The organism is Dactylosporangium sp. NPDC005555 (assembly GCF_040605635.1).
Taxonomy (GTDB): Bacteria; Actinomycetota; Actinomycetes; order Mycobacteriales; family Micromonosporaceae; genus Dactylosporangium.
In genome coordinates this window covers 97608-116345 of the sequence record NZ_JBEXDG010000028.1, presented here as the reverse complement: position 1 = coordinate 116345, position 18738 = coordinate 97608, and the positions used below count along the sequence as shown (strand labels likewise).

The window sequence follows — 18738 nt, the reverse complement described above, 5'->3', positions numbered from 1 at the left end:
TCAGCCTATCGGTGCCGGACGGCGAGGAGGATGCGGGTGCGCTGGCAGTTGTCGCTCGCCAGGCAGTTCCTACTGCTCCAGCTCGGCATCGTCCTGCTCGTGGTGACGGCCGTCGCCGCGGTCTCGGTCGCCGAGTCGGACGCCGCCTTCCGCCGGGAGCAGGGCACGAAACTGCGCTCCACCGCGGAGAATCTTGCCGCCACCGACCTCATCCGCCAAGGGATGCGGGGCACCATCTGGTACGACGCGCTGGGCGCCGAGGGGGAGACGGCACGCAGCGTGTCCGGGTCGTCGTTCGTGGAGCTGACCGACCCCCGCGGCATCCTGCTGACCGGCCCGCTGCGGGGCAGCCCGGCGAACCTCGGGGGCAGCGACGGTCTGTCCGGCCGCGCGTGGCTCGGCGTCGTGGAGCACGATGGTCAGGCGCTCGTGGCGCACGCCCCTGTCCTCGACCCCGCTGACGGCCGGGTGCTCGGCCTGGTCATCGCGGGCAAGACCTATCCGTCGTGGCTGGAGCTGCTCTCGACGGCGACGCCGGATCTGCTCACCTACCTGCTGCTCGGCTCCGTGCTCGGGGTCGCCGGCTCGACCCTGCTCGCCCGGCGCGTCAAGCGGCAGACCCTCGGGCTCGAGCCGGCGGAGATCGCCGGCCTCGTCGAGCACCGCGAGGCGATGCTGCACGGCATCAAGGAAGGACTGATCGGTCTGGACTCGGCCGGCCGGGTGACCCTCGCCAACGACGAGGCGCGCCGGTTGCTCGGCCTGCCCGCCGACGTCACCGGTGCGCCGCTGCGATCGCTGGGGATGCCGGATGCGGTGCTCGCCCTGCTGACCGCTGGTTCCGACGAGCCTGACCAGGTGGTGATCCACGATTCCCGGGTGCTGGTGCTCAACCGGATGCCGGTCCTGGTCCGCGGCCGTGCGGCGGGGTCGGTGACGACGCTGCGTGACCGCACGGAGCTGACCTCGCTGGAGCGCGAGCTGGACATGAGCCGGCACACGACGGACACCCTCCGGGCGCAGGCCCACGAGTTCACCAACCGGTTGCACACCATCTCCGGTCTGCTGCAGCTCGGTCAGTACGACGATGCCGTCACGTTCATCATCCAGGCGGGGCAGGCGCAGGACGAACTCAGCCACGAGGTGCAGTCGCGCATCGCCGATCCGGCGCTGGCCGCGCTCATCATCGCCAAGGGCAGCGTCGCGTCGGAGCAGCATGTCGAGCTGCGGATCGCGTCGGACACGTCGATGCCGAAGCCGGCCGCCGACCGGCTCGCCGCCGACCTCGTGACGGTGACCGGCAATCTCGTCGACAACGCCATCGACGCGGTGGCCGCCGGCGGATGGGTGCGCGTGTCGGTCCAGGAGGACGGAGACGCGATCATCGTGACCGTGGACGACTCGGGCACCGGCGTCGCGCGGGAGCACGCCGAGCAGGTGTTCGGCAGCGGTTTCACCACCAAGGGCGGCGACGGTCACCGAGGTCTCGGGCTGGCGCTGATCAGGCGGGTGTGCACGGCCCGCGGCGGTGCCATCACCGTCGACGGGTCGGCCTTCACCGCGCGCCTCCCCGTGACGCCGCGCCGGGAATCCGGATGATCAGCGTCCTGGTCGTCGACGACGACTTCATGGTCGCCCGGATTCACCACGGGTTCGTGACCCGGGTCCCGGGCTTCACGGTGGTGGGCATGGCGCACACCGGCTCGGAGGCGATCGGCGAGGTCGAGCGGCTGCGCCCCGACCTCGTCCTGCTCGACATCTACCTCCCGGACATCTCCGGGTTGGAGGTGCTGAGCCGGCTGCGCCAGGACGGGCACCGGACCGACGTGCTGGCCGTCACCGCGGCGCAGGACGTCGACACGATCCGGGCCGCGCTGCGCGGCGGCATCGTGCACTACATCATCAAGCCGTTCACGTTCGACACGCTGCGTGAGCGGCTCGAGCGGTATGCGGAGGCGTTGCAGCGCCTGGGGGATCGGCGCAGCGTCGCCCAGGCGGATGTCGACCGGCTCTTCGGCACCCTGCATCAGAGCGACGCCGCGCTTCCCAAGGGACTCGCGGCCGCGACGGCGGACCTGGTGATCAACGTGCTCCGCGAGAGCGGCACGGACCTGTCCGCGGGCGAGTGCGCCGCGCTGGCCGGCCTGTCCCGGGTGAGCACCCGCCGCTACCTGGAGCACCTCGTCCAAGCGGGGAGGGCCCAGGTGCGGCTGCGGTACGGTGCGGCCGGTCGCCCGGAGCATCGCTATACCTGGCTCCGTCAGTCCTCGTCGCCGAAGGACAACCGCTGAACGTCGCCCCTTCCGCGCATCCGGGCGATGAGCCTGGGCAGGTGTGGCAGCCCGAGCGCCGCGACGGCGAGGAGGAGCAGGATCAGCGTCAGCGGCCGCCGGACGAAGATCGACAGGTCGTTGTCGGAGAGCAGCAACGCCCTGCGGAACTGGATCTCCATCATGGGTCCCAGGATGACGCCGAGGATGACCGGCGCGATCGGGAAGTCGAAGTGCCGCATGAACATCGCGATCACGCCGATCGCGAAGGCGATGAAGACGTCGACGATGTTGCCCGACACCGCGTAGACCCCGAGCGTCGCGAAGACCAGAATTCCGGTGTACAGCAGCGGCCGCGGGATCTGCAGCACCTTCACCCAGATCCGGATCAGCGGCAGGTTGAGGGCGAGCAGCATCACGTTGCCGATGAACAGCGACGCGATCAGTCCCCACACCAGATCCGGCGACTTCTCGAACAGCTGCGGCCCGGGGGACAGGTCGAAGTATCCGAACGCGGCGAGCATGACCGCGGCGGTCGCCGACGTCGGGATGCCCAGTGTCAGCAGCGGGACCAGGACACCGGAGAACGACGCGTTGTTGGCGGCCTCCGGCCCGGCGACGCCCTCGATCGCGCCTCTGCCCCACTCGTGTGGATGTTTCGACCGGCGCTTCTCCAGCGTGTAGGAGACGAAGGTGGGAATCTCGGCCCCACCGGACGGCAACGCCCCGAACGGGAAGCCGAGCGCCGTCCCGCGCAACCAGGGCCGCCACGACCGGGACCAGTCCGACCGGCTCAGCCAGGCGAACCCGCCGGCGGCCGGCTCCAGCGGTTCGACCTTCGACGGCAGGTCCTTGAGCCGGGAGACGATGTAGAGCGTCTCACCGATGGCGAACAGTCCCACGATGATCGTGACGATGTCGACGCCGTCGAGCAGCGAAGGGACACCGAAGGTGAACCGTGCCTGCCCGGTCAGGGAGTCGATGCCGATCAGGCCGAGGAACAGCCCGAACGTCAGCGACATCAGACCCCGCACGAGCGACGCGCCCACCATGGCGGTCACGGTCACCATGGCCAGCACCGCGAGCGCGAAATAGTCCGAAGCCCGGAACGTGATCGCCAGGCTCGCCATCGGGGCGGCGGCGAACGTCAGTAGCACCGTGGAGATGGTGCCCGCGACGAACGAGCCGATCGCGGCCGTCGCCAGCGCCGCGCGGGCCCGGCCGCGGCGGGCCATCTGATACCCCTCGATCGAGGTGGCCACCGATGCCGACTCGCCCGGGGTGTTGAGCAGGATCGAGGTCGTCGACCCGCCGTACATCGCGCCGGCGTAGATCCCGGCGAACATGATGAGCGTCCCGGTCGGGTCGTCGAGCCGCAGCGCCACCGGTAGCAGCAGAGCGATCGTCAGCGCCGGGCCGATGCCGGGCAGGACGCCGACGAGCGTGCCGATGGTGACACCGATCGCCGCGTAGAGCAGGTTCTGCGGGCTGAGTACGGTGCCGAACCCGGACACCAGGTCCATGATCGAGTTCACAGCGGCAGTACCCCCGCGGGCAGGACGATCCCGAGCAGCCTGGTGAAGAGGAGATAGATGCCCAGCGACAACCCGACCGCCGTCATCAGATCACGCACGATCACCGTGCGCAGCGGCCTGGTGCTCATCAGCCGGGCGGCGACGAGCACGAACAGCATGGTGGACAGCACGTAGCCGACCACCGTGTACTTGAGCATCACCGAATAGCCGACGAGCGCGACCAGCAGGAGCGCCGGCGTACGCCACGTCATCGGTATGCCGCGGCCGATGCCGCGAGCACGGATCCGGCCGGCCAGATAGGCCAGCGCCACCACGACCCACAGGCCGGTCACGATGATCGGGGCGAGCGTCGGTCCACCCAATGTCACCCCGCTCTGCACGGCGGAGGCGATCGACATCGCCAGCAGGGCCGCGCCGGCGAGGAGCAGGACCGCACCGGCCACCAGCGGGCCGGGGCCGGCAGTCGCCGCCCCCGGCTCCGCGGTGCCGACGCCCGCCGCCTCCGGGTCCTGCGGGTCCGGGACTCCCGGCCCGACGGCCGACGGCTCCCGCTCTGAAGGCGTCACAGCAGACATCCGGATCTAACCCAGCCCGATCTCGGTCAGGACCGTCTTGATCCGGGTGCTTTCCGACTCGTAGAACGCGGCGGCGCTGTCGCCGGACTTGTAGAAGTCCTGCCACTTCTTCGCCGTCAGTTCCTGCTGCCACTGCGGTGACTTGTGCAGGTCGTCGATCATCTTGATGACCGCCGCCTTGTCCGCGGCGCTCAGTCCGGGCGGTGCGACGACGCCACGCCAGTTGAGCAGGTCCAGCTCGTAACCGGACTCCTTGATGCTCGGCGCCGGGGTGCCGGCTCCGGCGTCCTCACCCTTCGGGCTGGACACCGCGAGCGCCCGGACCGTGCCGGCCTTCACCAGGTCGGCGAACTCGCTCGTGCTCGACACCGCGACACTGACGTCGCCCGACAGCAGGGCGGCCTTGGTCTCGCCACCGCCGGAGTAGGCGACGTACTGCTTCGCGACCGTCTTGGCGTCCGCACCGCCGGCCTTCGCCAGCAGCCCCACCAGGATCTGATCGGTGCCGCCGGCGGACCCGCCGCCCCACTTCACCGACGTCGGGTTGGCCTTCACATCATCGACGAGCTGTTTCAATGACGTGTACTTCGAGTCGTTGCGCACCACGATGACCTCGGACTCGGCGGTCAGGGTGGCGATCGGTGTGGTCTTGCCCAGGTCCACCGGCGACTTGTTGGTCACCACGCCACCCACCATCACGAGCCCGGTCACCATGAGCTGGTGCGGGTCCTTCGCGTGGCTGGTCACCAGCTCGGCCAGGCCGATCGTGCCCGCGGCGCCGGTGACGTTGCGGACCTCCGCCGACTGTCCATTGAGGAGCTTGGTGTCCTGGAGGATCTTCTGCAGCGACCGCGCCGTCGTGTCCCAGCCGCCGCCGGCACCGGCCGGGGCCATGATCTGCAAGGTCTTCGTCGGAAAGGCCACCGCCGCGGTGCCGGACGCGGCGGGTGATTCGCCGACCGACTGGTTGGCGCAGCCGGTGGCCAGCAGCAGCACCGCCGGCAGCGCGACCGCAAAACTCCGCTTCAACATTGACGTAGTGCTCCTGTCACAGGGATGTGGCGAACGTGTTACGCACCATGCCGCACCGAGTGACCCGGGTCACGATTATGAACGCTACGCACATATTGGTCTTTGTGGTCGCGGCGGCGGTACCGCCGATCCAGGCCGCACGCGTACGCGCTGATACCCGGGGCGGCCTGGGCGCCAAGGTTGGGCGCCCAGGCCGCGCACACGATCGGCCGGTCGGCGGTGCTGCGCGACCCTGGTGGAGCGCGGTGTTACGCGCCGGCGGGCGCCGGTGAGGTCGGGACCGGTGTGCCGGGGCGGCGGCGCCGGATCAGGCCGGTGACGAGGTCGAGGATCAGGAACGCGACGAGGGTGACCCCGAATGCGGGGAGTGCCCAGCCGACGGCGGCGGTGACGAGGACGCCGATGATGAGCAGCGGCAGTCGCAGCCGGCGCCACGCGCCGCGGGCGGGTGGGGTGCCGGCGGGGACGCGTCGCTCGCCGCGGGTGGGGCGGCGCTGCCACCACATGCGGTAGCCCCAGAAAGATGACGCAGAGCAGGCCGACGGCGAGCGCGGCGAGCAGCAGCTGGTTGGCGAGGCCGAAGAGGTAGCCCATGTGGGCCTGGATGCCGAGCGCGGACAGTTTGGCGAGGAACGGCCAGTCGGCGTAGTCGACGCGGTCGACGACCACGCCGGCGACCGGGTCGACGGCGAGCTTGTCGAAGTGGACCGGCCAGACGTTGTCGTTCTGCACGACGGTCCATGCGGCGCCCTCTTCGGCGGGCGCGCCGATCTCCATCTGTCCGGTGATGCCGTTGGTGCGGGCGATGTGCAGCACGGTGTCGACCTGGGCGGGGTCGCCGGCGGCGGCGGCGCCGCCTTCGCTGTGGTGTCCGCCGCCCGAAGCGCCAGCCGCACCGCCGGCGGTCGCGCCGGTGGTGACGAGCTCCGGTCGGCCGGCGTTGAGGGAGTCCAGGGCGAGGCTGAAGTTGGCGCCCGCGTAGTCGGACCAGGTGAGGCCGGTGGCGGAGAGGAAGAGCAGACCGACGATCAGCCAGACGCCGGTGGCGGCGTGCATGCCGCGGGTACGACGCACGCCCTTGGCCGCGGCGGTGTCGTAGAGCAGGGTCGCCTCGACGCGGCTGCGGCGCTTCTCGCCGCGTTGCCGCCATTGCCGGTTGCACCACAGGATGAGCCCGCCGAGGGCGACGACCCAGAGCCAGCTGGCGGCGGTCTCGGAGTAGAGCACACCGAGGTCGTCGAGGTGCAGGTGGCGGTGGAAGTCGTCGAGCCAGGTGGTGAGCGGGGTGGAGCCCCACCAGGTGACGAGCTGGCCGCGGATCTCGCCGGTGTACGGGTCGACGTAGACGGTGTGCTGCTTCTCGCCGAGCTCGGGCACCGTGAACACGACCTTCGTCGTGGCGTCCGGGGCGGCGGCGGGGATGACGGAGGAGAAGGTGCCGGTCGGGTGGGCGGCGATCGCGGCGGCGACCTGCTCGGACAGGGGCTTGGGCAGGCCCGGGCCGATGCCGGCGACGTGGAGTTCCTTGTCGTAGACGATGCTGTCGAGCTGAGGGGTGAACACGAACAGCAGGCCGGTGACGGCGGCGACGACGAGGAGCGGTGCGACGAGGATGCCGGCGTAGAAGTGCAGCCGGGTCAGCAGCGGCACCACCGACCACGACCGGATCGGCCGGGGGGACGGAGCCGCTGTCGGTGCGGGCTCCTCGGTCGGGGGTGATACCTCGGTGGCGACGGACATCGGGAACCTCCGGGGCGGACGACGGTTCGGGGCGGAACGGACAGGTGGCACCCGCAGACGTCCTTGGCTGACGCGCCCACGACGAAGTAGTCGTCCGGCCGGGCCCGGAAGTTCCCGGCGACTTTTCACTGCCGCCGCGTTCCAGGACTTCCGGCCGGCGAGCCGCTCCACCACCGGGCTACGGCGCTGGACCTCCGCCAGCAAAGACACGGGGACCTCGTAGTGGCCGGTGTACTCCTCGGCGCTCGTCCACGGCGGGACACCGCGGTCGCCGTCGGTGTCCGCCAGGAGCCGATGGATCAGCGCCGCTTCGGTCCGTTCGCCCGCCTCCTCCAGGCAGGCCGCCACGACCCGCAGGTCCGGCGCGGCCTGTTCGTCGAACCGGTCCCATTCGTGGCCCTCGTTGCCTTCGCGGATCAGCGAGGGGATGACGACCGGGGGAGGCAGCACCACGGCCCAGAACCGGTGCGCCAGCACCGCGTAGGCGGACGGCCGTCCCACCACCCGCCGCCCGGCCCCGTCCACCTCGACCGTCAGCTCCAGGTCCGGCCCGTTCACCTCGACCCGGAACGGGGGCACCGGCCGTGCCACCCCGAGCCAGAACTCCGCATACGCGACGAACACCGCAGACAGACTCCCGGCCAGTTTCGACATGAGCCGCACGATACCCAGCGCCGGCGAACCGTCCTCCCGCCCGGTGGCCGCGATCATGTCAGGCGCTTTTCGACGTCGGTAGGCAGCGACCGTTCGGATGCCCGCAGAATTGTGGATCACGCATGCCGAAGGAGATGTGATCCACCATCCGCGGCATCCCGCATGAATAAGGGGTTCATGTGATTGACCCTATCGGCGAGTCCGTGTTACAAAATGTCGGTCTTCTATCATTGTGCAGTTCACAAAAGGTGGACGTCCGACTGTTTCATAATGCCGATTCCACGGCTAGTGTGACGCAGGGCAGCGGGATGGTCGCGGACAGCATGCGTCGCCGACGGTGGCGCGGACCGGCCGTGCCGCCGGTGGTGGGCAACATCGGAGCACTGGAGGAGTCCGAATGACGCAACTCGGGTTGACACAACCGCAGCAGGGCGGCCTGAACGGCCGGTTCCATCGCATCGCGCTGAACGTGTTCATGGTGGTCGTCCTGGCGCACTGGGCGGAGCACCTGGCACAGGCGTACCAGATCTGGGTGCTGCACTGGCCGCTGCCGAAGGCGCGGGGCGTGCTGGGCCTGGCCTACCCGTGGCTGATCAAGAGCGAGTGGCTGCACTACGGCTACGCGCTGGTCATGCTCATCGCGCTGTTCGCGCTGCGCGGCGCGTTCACCGGCCGGGCCCGGACCTGGTGGACGGTCGCCCTCGCGATCCAGTTCTGGCACCACATCGAGCACCTGCTGCTGTTCCTGCAGGCGCAGACCGGGCAGTTCCTGTTCGGCAAGTCGGTGCCCACCAGCGTGCTGCAGCTCGTGTTCCCGCGGGTGGAGCTGCACCTGTTCTACAACACCATCGTCTTCCTGCCGATGGTGATCGCGGTCATCCTGCACCTGCGGCCGAACCGCGCGGAGGCGCAGGCGGCACCGTGCAACTGCGCCAGGCCGCTGGTCGCGGCCGGTGCCGCGTGACGGTGACGACGTCCTCGAGCGGAGCCCGCCGCGGCGGGCTCCGCTCGGCCCTCCGGTCGGCGTTGCGCTCCAAGGGTGCCTGGCCGGTCGGCGCGGTCGCCGCCGCGATCCTGGCCTTCGCGCTGCTGGCGGAGCCGGCCCCGGCGCGACTGTCCGCGATGGACCCCGCGGACGGCGCCACGGTGCAGGCGGCGCCGACCGCCGTGACCGCGACCTTCAGCGGCGAGCTCGCCACGTACGACTACCACCTGTCCGTCGCCCACGAGGGTGGCGTGACGGTGACCACCGGCGCCGTCCGGCGGGACGGCGCCACCCTCACCGTGCCCGTCGAACTGACCGGCACCGGCACCTACCTCGTCGCCTACCACGTCCGGCTGGCCGACGGCGTCGAGCTGTCGGCGGTGACCCGCTTCGGTGTGGGCGTCCCCGCCGCGCCCGTCGCCGGTGACCCGGCCGCGGCGGCGGCCGCCGGGCACCAGCACCTCAGCGACGACCCGATGAACCTCGCGCTGCTCGTGCTCGACGCGGTGCTGCTGGTCGCGCTCGCGTACGCGCTGCTGCGCTGGGGACGGCGACAGCACCGTCCCTGAGGCCGGGAGTGTCCGCCCTCCGGCCCGGACGACCCGGGGTCGAGGGGGCCCGGTGCCGACCTCGTGGCGCGTGAAAATCCCCGACGTCGTCGGCGCGCCCGATCCACCCGGTAGCGACCAGAAATTTCCGCTTTCCGATTTCCATTCCGGGACCGCACCTGCGGAGAAAACATCGTAGGCAATGCTCGAAGACAATTGTCGAACCTGGATGTCTTGGAGGCCTCGGATGACGATGTTCCAGTCCCTTCGCCGGCGCATGCTCACACCCGACATCAAACAGACCCGGATGGACGTGCGCGGCTTCCACGTGAAGAGCCCGGAGGCGCGCGACCGGCTCGAGGCCGTCGGGCGGTACTTCCTCACCGGGTACGCGATCGCCGCCGAGGTGCCACACCCGGCCGACGCGGACACGCGGCTCGCCCACGTCCCGCACGCCTATCGCGGTTTCGCCTACGAAGGTGCCGCGATGGCGTTCGCGGTGCGTGACGGGCTGCCCGTCGGCGGCGGCCGCCACGTCGAGGAGTTCCTCGCCGGGCCCGCCGACGCCCACGTCTACATGGCCTATGTGGGCGTCGGCTGGGCGATGGCACGGGTCCCCCGGTTCCGCTGGTCGTCGCTGCACGCGCCGGACCCGCTGCTGCGCTGGCTCGTGCTGGACGGCTACGGCTTCCATCAGGCGTACTTCAAGACCCGCAAGTACGTCGACGAGTGCTACCAGGCCGACACGTTCCCGTGGCCGGCGGACGGGCCCGCCTGGTACGCCGGCCGCGCCATCGACCAGGGTGTCGGACGGGCCACGTGGTTCGTGTGCGGCACCGACCCCCGTCGCGTCGTGGCGACCTTCGACCGGTTCGACGAGCGCCGGCGGGCCGACCTGTACGCCGGCGCCGGGCTGGCGGCCACCTACGCCGGCGGCAGCGACGAGGCGGAACTGGCCTGGTTCAAGGACGCCGCCGGGATCTACGCCGGCGACGTCGCGCAGGGCTCGGCGTTCGCGGCCGGTGCGCGGGTCCGGGCCGGTCTCGTCGTCGCGCACAACGAGGTCGCGACCCGGGTGCTCTGCGGCCAGACGACGGCCGGCGCGTCCAAGGTGACCGACGAAGCGCTCGTCGGCCTTCCCTACGACGACGAGATTCCCGCGTACGAGATCTGGCGGCTTCGCATCAGGGCGGCACTGACGCAGGGCCTGGAACGGTGACCCTGGCGTAGCGACGGGGCGTGTCGTCGGCGGTAGTGCGTCACCGCCTGGATTGTGCTGTTGGCCTCCCACGACAGATACGCAGGGTTACTGTGCAAATACCTTGTGTGTCTGGAGTGGTGTATGAAATTCGTCCGACAGGCCGCGGCGATCCTGGCTGCCGTGCTCGGAACCGGTGGGCTCGTCGCCGTTTCGGCGACGCCGGCCTACGCCGGCACCACGACGTTCACCTACACCGGCGCGGTCCAGACGTACACCGTCCCGGCCGGCACCACGAAGCTGCAGGTCGTGGTCAAGGGCTCGCCGGGCGACGGCGGCACGGGCGGTGGCGGCGGCACCGTCACCGCTGTCATCACCACGCCCGCCGGGTTGGGCGACAAGATCCAGGTCATGGTCGGCGGCATCGCGGGCTGGAACGGCGGCGGCCTGGCCGCGACGGGTGGCGGCACCGGCGGCGACGCGTCCGACATCCGTCAAGGCACCTGCGCGGCGTCGAGCTCCTGCGGGTTGAGCGACCGCACCGTGGTCGCCGGCGGTGGTGGCGGCGGCGTGGTCTACAACGGTGGCGGTGGCGGCAGACCCGCGTCGCCGGCCTTCCCGTCGGACACCGCGGGCACCGGCTTCGCCTCCCCCGGCGGCCCTGGCACGCAGAGCGCCGGCGGCGCGGGCGGCAGCCCGTACGGCGCGTCGTCCCCCGGCGGCCCCGGCTCCTTCGGCTACGGCGGCAACGGCGGGCCCAGCGGCGCCAAGAGCGGCAGCGGCGGAGGTGGCGGCTACTACGGCGGCGGCGGAGGCGGCGGCACCACCGACGCGGGCGGGCAGGGCGGCCCGGGCGGCGGCGGGAGCAGCTACGTCGACCCGGCCCGGGAGGACTCGCCCTCCGTCTTCGCCAGCGACGACAACTACGGCGCTGCCTCGATCACGTTCACCACGCTCGGCCCGCCCGCGCCCGGCAACCTGGACGCCCAGATCGCCGCGGGCACCGGCAGCGTCGCGCTGGACTGGGACCCGCCCACCGGCGGCGCCGACTCGTACGTCGTCCATCAGGCCCTCAGCGTCGGCGGGCCGTACACCGCCGTGACCACCGGCACCTGCTCCGGCGTCACCGGCACCTCCTGCACGGTCGGCGGCCTCACCCCTGGCACGGTCTACCACTTCACCGTCGCCGGTGTGCTGAGCGGCGCCGACGGGTCACCGTCGAGCCCGGTCGACGTCACCGCGATCGGCCCACCGGCCGCCCCGACCGGCGTCGGCGCCGCCGTGACCGGCGACGGCACACTCACCGTCACCTGGACCGACCCGGCCACCCCCAGCGCGCCCACGACCAACTTCCAGGTGCTGGTGTCGCTCAACGGCGGCTCGTACACCGCGGCCACCACCGGCACCTGCACGGCTGTCACCGTCGCCGCCGGCTGCACCGTCACCGGCCTCACCGGCGGCGGCAGCTACCAGTTCAAGATCGTGGCGGTCAACGCCGCCGGCAGCGGGCCCGGGTCGAGCCCGTCGACGGCGGTCACCGCCGCGGCCGCACCCTCGGCGCCGACACCGGGCGCCGTCACGGTCACCGGCCCGGGCGCGGTCACCGTCGCCTGGACCGGGCCGTCCGGCGGCGTCAGCGGTTTCAAGGTGTACGTGTCCAGCGGCGGTCCATACACCGCGGCCGGTTCGGGCACCTGCGCCGGTGCGCCGGTGAGCAGCCCGTGCACCGTCACCGGCCTGACGCCCGGCCAGACGTACCGGTTCAAGGTCTCCGCGGTGGTCTCCGGCATCGAGGGCAACCAGTCCGTCCCGTCGGACGAGGTCACCTCCATCGCCACCCCGCTGACACCAGGCACGCCGGTGCTCACCCTCGCCGGCGACGGCAAGCTGCGCATCACGTGGACCTACCCGGCCGGCGGCGCCACGCCCGCGGCGCGCTTCACCGTCGAGACGTCGAAGGACGGTGGCCCGTACACCACCATCAGCGGCGGCGAGTGCGGCAGCCCCACCGCGAGCCCGTGCGCCGTCGGTGGCCTCGTCGTCGGCGCCTCCTACCGCGCCCGGGTGACCGCGGTCAACGCCACCGGCGCGGGCAGCGCCTCCGCGGCGTCGGCCCCGCTCGCGGTGGTCGCCGCACCGGGCATCCCCGCCATCGCGAGCGCGGAGGCGGACGACGGGCAGGTCACCGTCACGTGGACCGCCGGCACGCCGGCGAACGCCGTCACCTACCACGCCGTCGCGTATCCGGCCGGCTCCAGCACCCCGGCCTCGGACTGCCAGGCCGCCGCCCCGGCCCTCACCTGCGTCATCCAGAGCCTGACCAACGCCACCGCGTACACGATCAAGGTGTACGCGTCGGGCGCCGTCGACTCGGCCCCGAGTCAGCCGGCCACCGCGACGCCGAGCGCCGCGCCGGGCAGCCCGACCGCGACCGCGACCGCGGGCGTCGCCTCGATCACCGTGCGGTGGACCCCGCCCGCGGCCGGCTCGGGCATCGACGGCTACCTGCTGACCGCAGACCCGGGACCGGCCACCTGCCACGCCACGGCCGCCGACACCAGCTGCGTGCTGGGCGCGGTCGCGGGCACGTCGTACACCGTGTCGATCGTCGCGGAGGGCGCCTTCGGCCGCGACTCCGCTCCGGCGGTCACCAACGCGGCAACGCCGACGTCGCCGGCCGTGCCGGCCGGCAGCCCGGTGCCCGACGCGACCCTCACCACCGACAAGGGCGACATCCGCACCGCCACCCCGGGTCAGCAGGTCGTCGTCGTCGGCCACGGCTTCGCGGCCCACTCGACGGTCAGGATCGCGATCTACTCGACCCCGGCACTGCTGGCCACCGCGGTGGCCGACGACCACGGCGACGTGCGCCAGCCGGTGACCGTTCCGGCCGACCTGGCGACCGGCGACCACACGGTGGTGGCCTTGGGCGTGGACCAGGCGGGCGTGGCACACACGCTCGCGTTCACGGTGACGGTGCGGCCGGTGAGCGTCGGCCTCCCGGTGACCGGCCTGGCCCTGACCTGGATGCTGTTGCTCGGCGCCGCTTCGGTCCTGACCGGCGCCACGCTGACGACCGTCGGCCGGCTGCGCTGCTGATCGCTCGCCTGCTGCGCAGAAAGGCCCATCGCTTCAATCGCGCATAACAGACGGAACGCGGCATGCCGGTGGCGGCGCCGGGGCGGCATCGTGGCACGTCAACAGGCCTGGCGGAGCAAGAGGACCGTCTGAATGGTCAGCATTGTCCTCGTCCGTCGGCGTTACTGAGCGAAGGATTTTTTGCTGTTACGCTCGCACTCGGGTTCTCGCCGGTGAGGGGAGATCGTGGTGGCTTTATCGTTCGAGGTGCAAAATGAGGCCTCTGGACGGGTGCTCATCGTGCTGCACGGCATGCTTGACAGCCACGGAGTGGCGGTGTTCCATCGCGCCCTCGCCGCCGCGCTGGAATGGTATCCGACGCTGGTGGGCATCGACCTGACCGAGGTCACGCTCATCGACTCCGCCGGTGTGGGCGCGCTGGCGGCCGCATTGCGCGTCGGCGGGCGGGTGGGATACCGGCTCGTCGTCGCAGCCATCAGCGCGGCCGCGCACGATCGCCTGCGGACCAGCGGCCTGGCCGACTCCTTGGACGTCGCCGGGCGGGATCGCGGGTCACGGCACCTTCCACCGCATCAAAGGCGCCCGTAAGCGCCGTTCTCATCACCGCCAGGGCCGGCAAGCTCTTTGACGTCAGGACGGCCGTGAAGCAGACAAGGGGCACGGGGAAGCACACCTGACGGGTAGTTTGATCGGCTCGGGTAGGGGCATTCGCCGGCGGTTGGAACTCGCGAGGGCGAAGGAGAACTCGATGAGAGGCGTGACCGAGACCGTCGATGTGCATGTGCCGGTGCGCACGGCGTATGACCAGTGGCTGCAGTTCGAGTCGTTTCCGCAGTTCATGGATGGTGTCGAGTCGGTTCGCCGGCTCGATGACCGGCATACGCACTGGGTGACCAGAATCGGCGGGGTCCGGCGGGAGTTCGACGCCGAGATCATCGAGCAGACCCCTGACGAGCTGATCGCCTGGAGGAGCACCGGCGGTGATTCCGAGCACGCGGGTGTCGTGGCGTTCGACCGGCTCGGCGACGCGGACACCCGGGTGACCGTTCAGGTGGACTGGCAGCCCACAGGCGTCGTGGAGAACGTCGGCAGCGCGGTCGGCGTGGACGAGCGGCAGGTCAAGGGTGACGCCAAGCGCTTCAAGGAGTTCATCGAGCGACGCGGTGGCGCAACGGGGCAGCGGCCGGGCGACACGCCGCGGTCGGGCGGGTGACCGTAGGAGCACGCCGGCACCGTCGGCGGAAGGCCGGCGGCGCCCGATCCGCGGCCACGGCTCAGGCCACCGCTGGTGACGCCGGCTGACCATCGGCGCGGTTCGGGTCGAGCGGGATGGTGAACCACAGCGTGGTGCCCTGGCCGGCTGGGCTGGCGAGCCGGCTGCTGCCGCCCAGGGCGGTCACCCGGTCGCTGAGCCCACGCAGACCGGAGCCGGAGTTCGGGTTGGCGCCGCCGACGCCGTCGTCCTTGATGCACAGCCGGAGGGTGTGATCGTCGGCGGTGGTGTCGACGTGGAGATGTGCGGCGTGGGCGTGTTTGGCGGCGTTGGTGAGCGCTTCGGCGACGATGTAGTAGGCGCTTGTCTCGATGTTCGGTGGGAGCCGGTACGGCAGCTGGATGTGCAGTTCGGCCGGGACCGGTGAGCGGCGGGCCAGGGTTCTGAGGGCCGATGCGAGGCCGCGTTGGGTCAGGATCGCCGGGTGGATGCCGTGGGAGAGCTCCCGCAGGTCGCTGATGGCGCCGGACAGGTCGGCGATGGCCGTGGTCAGGTCGCCGGCGAGTTCCCCCGGCTCGGCCGGAGCTCGTGCCTGGATCCGGCGCAGGTCCAGCAGCAGTGCCAGGAGCCGTTGCTGGGTGCCGTCGTGGAGATCGCGTTCGACCCTGCGGCGGGCCTGGTCGCTGGCCTCCACGATGCGGACGCTGGCAGTGGTCAGATCGGCGCGGGCCTGCATGTTCGCGACGGCCACACCGACGAGTTCGGTGAAGTCGGCCGTGCGGTCGGCATCGTCCTGACGGAGCTGCTCCTCGCTCGCCGCCATGACGATCAGCACCCCCCACAGGCTGTCCTGCACCACGATGGGCGCGCCCACGGAGACGCGGATCCCGTACTGGGAGAGGAACGGGTCAGGCACCGCGGTGCCGTCGCCGACGCGGGTCCACCAGGGCTGCTGCCGGGTGTAGACGTGCATGGCGGCGCCGTTCGCCGGCAGGGCCGTGCGGGTGCCGGCCACGATGGGAATGTCGTGTTCGCTCCAGGCCCCGACCACGGTCGCCGCACCGTCCGACTCGTAGCGCAGCAGCATGGTCGTGTCGGCGCGCAGGAGCTTCCCGATCTCCTCGGTGACCGCGCCGAACACCACGCCGGGCGGCGATGCGCGGGCCACCAGCGTCGCGATCCGCCGCAGGGCACTCTGCTCAGCCACGAGACGGTTGAGGTCGTCACGGTGCGACTCCAGCGACATCGCCATGGCGTTGAACGAACGCTGCAGGAGGCCGATCTCGTGCGGTCCGTTCTCGGGCATCCGGGTGGACAGGGCACCACCGGCCAGCTGATCGGCCATCCGGGCCGCTCCGGCGAGCGGGCGGACGATGCCACGGTTCATGAACGCCGCGAACATCACCCCGAACAGCACGGACCCGGCAAGCCCGGCGCCCGCCACCGCCCGCGCCCATGCCGTGTCGGTGTCGGCGTGGGCTGCCTGCCGGGTCGCGTCGCTCAGCTCGACGGCGGTGAACTGTGCGAACTCCGCGCGGATGGCGTCGAGACGCTGCTGACTGTCGAGCAGTTGGACAGGGTCGGGTAACGGGCCGTGACTACCGGCACCGGCCACCCCCGGCCCCGGCTGCTCGGCCACGTATGTCGAGATCTGGTGGTTGAGCAGCCGGACGCGTTCCTGCTGCTGCGGATCTTCGGCGATGTGCCCCTCGAGTTGTGCGGTCTGCGCCGGGATCGCCGCACGGGCCTGTTGCCAGGACACCATGTACCGCGGTTCGTGCGTGATGATGAAGCCGCGTTCGGCGCTCTCCATCGACAGCACGGAGGTCTGCAGCTGCCCGGCGATGATCAGCGCCGCTTGCGAACTGCGCGCCGACCGGACCTCCCGGTCCAGTCTTGATACGGCCGCCAGCATCGTCACCAGCGTCGGGCTCAACGCCATCGTGCACACCAGGCAGAGCACCAGCACCCGACGGTTCAGCCCAGCGCCGAAGAGCCCTGGCCACGCCGGCCGGCGCCCGAAACCTCGAGCGTGGACCTTCACGCGGAACTCCATCCAGCACGCCACCGGCAACGACGGCAGGCAAATGCACCTGCTGGAAGACGGTGGCGCGTCACAACAATCGATTCCATCTATCAGTTCAAATCCAGCCTACTACCGCAAAAGCCGCGAATGTCTGCCGAGTGTCGGGACGCGACATGGCGACAATCCAGATGGCGTGCGGTCCCCGCCGACGCCGGATCGCGAGGCTGTCAGGGGCGTCGAGCAGTCAGAAACATGGCGGCGGTCCGGCACGGTGCGGCGGCACGTCAGTGGTGGAATCCGGTGCTGCCGGCGGCGGGGTGCAGCGGCCGGGGCTGGGCCCGCAGTTCGGGCAGCAGCCGGGCAAGGTCGGCGAGCAGCAGGTCGGCCAGGTCGCGGGTGAAGCCGTTGCGGATCACGACCCGCAGCACGGCGAGGTCGGTGCGGTTGGCCGGGAAGGTGTACGCCGGGACCAGCCAGCCGCGTTCGCGCAGTCGTCGGGCGACGTCGAACACGTTGAACGCGTCGACATCGCCGTTCGTGGTGAATGCGAACACCGGCAGCTGGTCGCCGCGGCTCAGCAGCCGGAACGGCCCCATGGCGGCGATCCGGCCGGAAAGGTAGAGGGCCACGTCGCGGGACGCCTGCTGGACGGCGCGGAAGCCGGTGCGGCCGAGGCGGAAGAAGGTGTAGTACTGCGCGACGACCTCCGCGCCCGGGCGGGAGAAGTTCAGCGCGAACGTCGGCATGCTGCCACCGAGGTAGTTGACGTTGAAGACGAGGTCCTCCGGCAGGGCGTCGCGGTGGCGCCAGAGGACCCAGCCGACGCCGGGATACACCAGGCCGTACTTGTGGCCGGAGGTGTTGATGGAGGCGACCCGGTCGAGCCGGAAGTCCCACTTCAGGTCCGGGTCCAGAAACGGCGCGATCATCGCCCCGGAGGCGCCGTCGACGTGCAGTGGAATGTCCCATCCGGTGCGCTGCTGCAGCGCGTCGAGCGCGGCGGCGATCTCGGCGACCGGCTCGTAGCTGCCGTCGAACGTCGAGCCGAGGACCGCGACCACGCCGATGGTGTTCTCGTCGCAGTACGCCGCGGCCTCCTGCGCGGTCAGGTGCAGCCGGTCGCCGTCCATCGGCACCAGGCGGGGCTCGACCTCCCAGTAGTTGCAGAACTTCTCCCAGCAGACCTGCACGTTGATGCCCATCACCAGGTTGGGCCGCCGGACCTCGCCGGCCGGATGCCGGGCCGCCCAGCGCCGCTTCAGGGCCAGGCCGGCCAGCATGCACGCCTCACTGGACCCGGTGGTCGAGCAGCCGATCACGTCGGCCGGGTCCGGAGCGTGCCACAGGTCGGCGAGGATGCTGACGCATCGCCGCTCGAACTCGGCGGTCTGCGGGTACTCATCCTTGTCGATCATGTTCTTGTCGACGCACTCGGCCATCAGGCGGGTCGCCTGCGGCTCCATCCAGGTCGTGACGAACGTGGCGAGGTTCAGCCGGGCGTTGCCGTCGAGCATCAGCTCGTCGTGCACGAGCTGCCAGGCGGTGTCGGCGGGCACCGGATCCTCGGCCAGCGTGTCGCGGGGCGCGGTCACCTGCTGGACCAGCGCCGGGTTGGCGACCGTCGCGAACGGGTTCCCGCCGTCTGCGGCCTCCGGCCGCCGTGGTGGAAGGGCCCTGTGCAGCACCATCGTCGCACCGTCCTGTCAGTCGGTCCCCGCGCCGCCGCCGCGGCGAGGGTCTCGTCGCCGGATCGCGCCGGGCGCGCTCCACCGGACGGGGTCTGCGGCACTTCCGTCGAACGGTCAGTGGTCCCTGCCCAGCCGGTAGGGACATACACATTCGCGCCGTGCCGGCGACCTACGG

The 18738-nt window shown here is 71.1% G+C and carries 14 protein-coding genes; 8 read left to right on the top strand and 6 right to left on the bottom strand.

Annotated features, from left to right (window positions below):
- Positions 1 to 36 precede the first annotated feature (36 nt).
- Positions 37 to 1599: a sensor histidine kinase gene (locus ABZS58_RS28885; protein WP_354786363.1), complete on the top strand. Its 1563-nt coding sequence runs from the start codon at positions 37 to 39 to the stop codon at positions 1597 to 1599.
- The gene (locus ABZS58_RS28880; protein WP_354786362.1) at positions 1596 to 2291 is read left to right on the top strand and encodes a response regulator; all 696 of its coding nucleotides are present in this window, start codon (positions 1596 to 1598) and stop codon (positions 2289 to 2291) included. Before ABZS58_RS28885 ends, ABZS58_RS28880 begins: the two co-directional genes overlap by 4 nt.
- Here the strand turns inward: ABZS58_RS28880 and ABZS58_RS28875 are convergent.
- From ABZS58_RS28875 to ABZS58_RS28860, 4 genes are all read right to left on the bottom strand, one after another.
- Complete coding sequence (locus ABZS58_RS28875; protein ID WP_354786361.1) at positions 2261 to 3805, bottom strand: tripartite tricarboxylate transporter permease; 1545 nt, start codon at positions 3803 to 3805, stop codon at positions 2261 to 2263. The genes ABZS58_RS28880 and ABZS58_RS28875 overlap by 31 nt on opposite strands.
- A complete protein-coding gene (locus ABZS58_RS28870) occupies positions 3802 to 4380 on the bottom strand; it encodes a tripartite tricarboxylate transporter TctB family protein (RefSeq protein WP_354786360.1) in 579 nt (192 codons plus the stop codon). The genes ABZS58_RS28875 and ABZS58_RS28870 overlap by 4 nt, the downstream gene beginning before the upstream one ends.
- Before the next feature lie 6 nt (positions 4381 to 4386).
- Positions 4387 to 5412: a tripartite tricarboxylate transporter substrate-binding protein gene (locus ABZS58_RS28865; protein ID WP_354786359.1), complete on the bottom strand. Its 1026-nt coding sequence runs from the start codon at positions 5410 to 5412 to the stop codon at positions 4387 to 4389.
- Between the two features lie 84 nt (positions 5413 to 5496).
- A complete protein-coding gene (locus ABZS58_RS28860) occupies positions 5497 to 7806 on the bottom strand; it encodes a PepSY-associated TM helix domain-containing protein (protein WP_354786358.1) in 2310 nt (769 codons plus the stop codon).
- Positions 7807 to 8203: 397 nt separating this feature from the next.
- On the opposite strand from ABZS58_RS28860, the gene ABZS58_RS28855 reads away from it, so the two are divergent.
- From ABZS58_RS28855 to ABZS58_RS28830, 6 genes are all read left to right on the top strand, one after another.
- Positions 8204 to 8770 carry a hypothetical protein gene (locus ABZS58_RS28855; RefSeq protein ID WP_354786357.1) on the top strand — a complete coding sequence of 189 codons (567 nt, stop codon included), beginning with the start codon at positions 8204 to 8206 and terminating at the stop codon, positions 8768 to 8770.
- Positions 8771 to 8772: 2 nt separating this feature from the next.
- A complete protein-coding gene (locus ABZS58_RS28850; protein WP_354786356.1) occupies positions 8773 to 9360 on the top strand; it encodes a copper resistance CopC family protein in 588 nt (195 codons plus the stop codon).
- A gap of 226 nt (positions 9361 to 9586) precedes the next feature.
- Entirely contained in the window at positions 9587 to 10558 is a 972-nt protein-coding gene (locus ABZS58_RS28845; protein ID WP_354786355.1) for a DUF1702 family protein, read from the top strand.
- 123 nt (positions 10559 to 10681) lie between these two features.
- Entirely contained in the window at positions 10682 to 13636 is a 2955-nt protein-coding gene (locus tag ABZS58_RS28840) for a fibronectin type III domain-containing protein (RefSeq protein WP_354786354.1), read from the top strand.
- A gap of 228 nt (positions 13637 to 13864) precedes the next feature.
- Positions 13865 to 14224: an STAS domain-containing protein gene (locus ABZS58_RS28835; RefSeq protein WP_354786353.1), complete on the top strand. Its 360-nt coding sequence runs from the start codon at positions 13865 to 13867 to the stop codon at positions 14222 to 14224.
- Positions 14225 to 14384: 160 nt separating this feature from the next.
- Positions 14385 to 14849: an SRPBCC family protein gene (locus tag ABZS58_RS28830; protein WP_354786352.1), complete on the top strand. Its 465-nt coding sequence runs from the start codon at positions 14385 to 14387 to the stop codon at positions 14847 to 14849.
- Between the two features lie 61 nt (positions 14850 to 14910).
- Here the strand turns inward: ABZS58_RS28830 and ABZS58_RS28825 are convergent, their stop codons facing one another.
- Together ABZS58_RS28825 and ABZS58_RS28820 are read right to left on the bottom strand one after the other, a co-directional pair.
- Positions 14911 to 16893 carry a CHASE3 domain-containing protein gene (locus tag ABZS58_RS28825; protein WP_354786351.1) on the bottom strand — a complete coding sequence of 661 codons (1983 nt, stop codon included), beginning with the start codon at positions 16891 to 16893 and terminating at the stop codon, positions 14911 to 14913.
- Positions 16894 to 17159: 266 nt separating this feature from the next.
- Positions 17160 to 18563 carry a glutamate decarboxylase gene (locus tag ABZS58_RS28820; protein ID WP_354786350.1) on the bottom strand — a complete coding sequence of 468 codons (1404 nt, stop codon included), beginning with the start codon at positions 18561 to 18563 and terminating at the stop codon, positions 17160 to 17162.
- Positions 18564 to 18738 lie beyond the last annotated feature (175 nt).

Excerpts from the sequence above, each read along its gene's own strand:
- ABZS58_RS28840 (WP_354786354.1), top strand. The coding sequence starts at position 10,682 with ATGAAATTCGTCCGACAGGCCGCGGCGATCCTGGCTGCCGTGCTCGGA.
- ABZS58_RS28855 (WP_354786357.1), top strand. The coding sequence starts at position 8,204 with ATGACGCAACTCGGGTTGACACAACCGCAGCAGGGCGGCCTGAACGGC.
- ABZS58_RS28865 (WP_354786359.1), bottom strand. The coding sequence starts at position 5,412 with ATGTTGAAGCGGAGTTTTGCGGTCGCGCTGCCGGCGGTGCTGCTGCTG.
- ABZS58_RS28830 (WP_354786352.1), top strand. The coding sequence starts at position 14,385 with ATGAGAGGCGTGACCGAGACCGTCGATGTGCATGTGCCGGTGCGCACG.
- ABZS58_RS28860 (WP_354786358.1), bottom strand. The coding sequence starts at position 7,806 with ATGTCGAAACTGGCCGGGAGTCTGTCTGCGGTGTTCGTCGCGTATGCG.
- ABZS58_RS28820 (WP_354786350.1), bottom strand. The coding sequence starts at position 18,563 with ATGGTGCTGCACAGGGCCCTTCCACCACGGCGGCCGGAGGCCGCAGAC.
- ABZS58_RS28845 (WP_354786355.1), top strand. The coding sequence starts at position 9,587 with ATGACGATGTTCCAGTCCCTTCGCCGGCGCATGCTCACACCCGACATC.
- ABZS58_RS28880 (WP_354786362.1), top strand. The coding sequence starts at position 1,596 with ATGATCAGCGTCCTGGTCGTCGACGACGACTTCATGGTCGCCCGGATT.
- ABZS58_RS28870 (WP_354786360.1), bottom strand. The coding sequence starts at position 4,380 with ATGTCTGCTGTGACGCCTTCAGAGCGGGAGCCGTCGGCCGTCGGGCCG.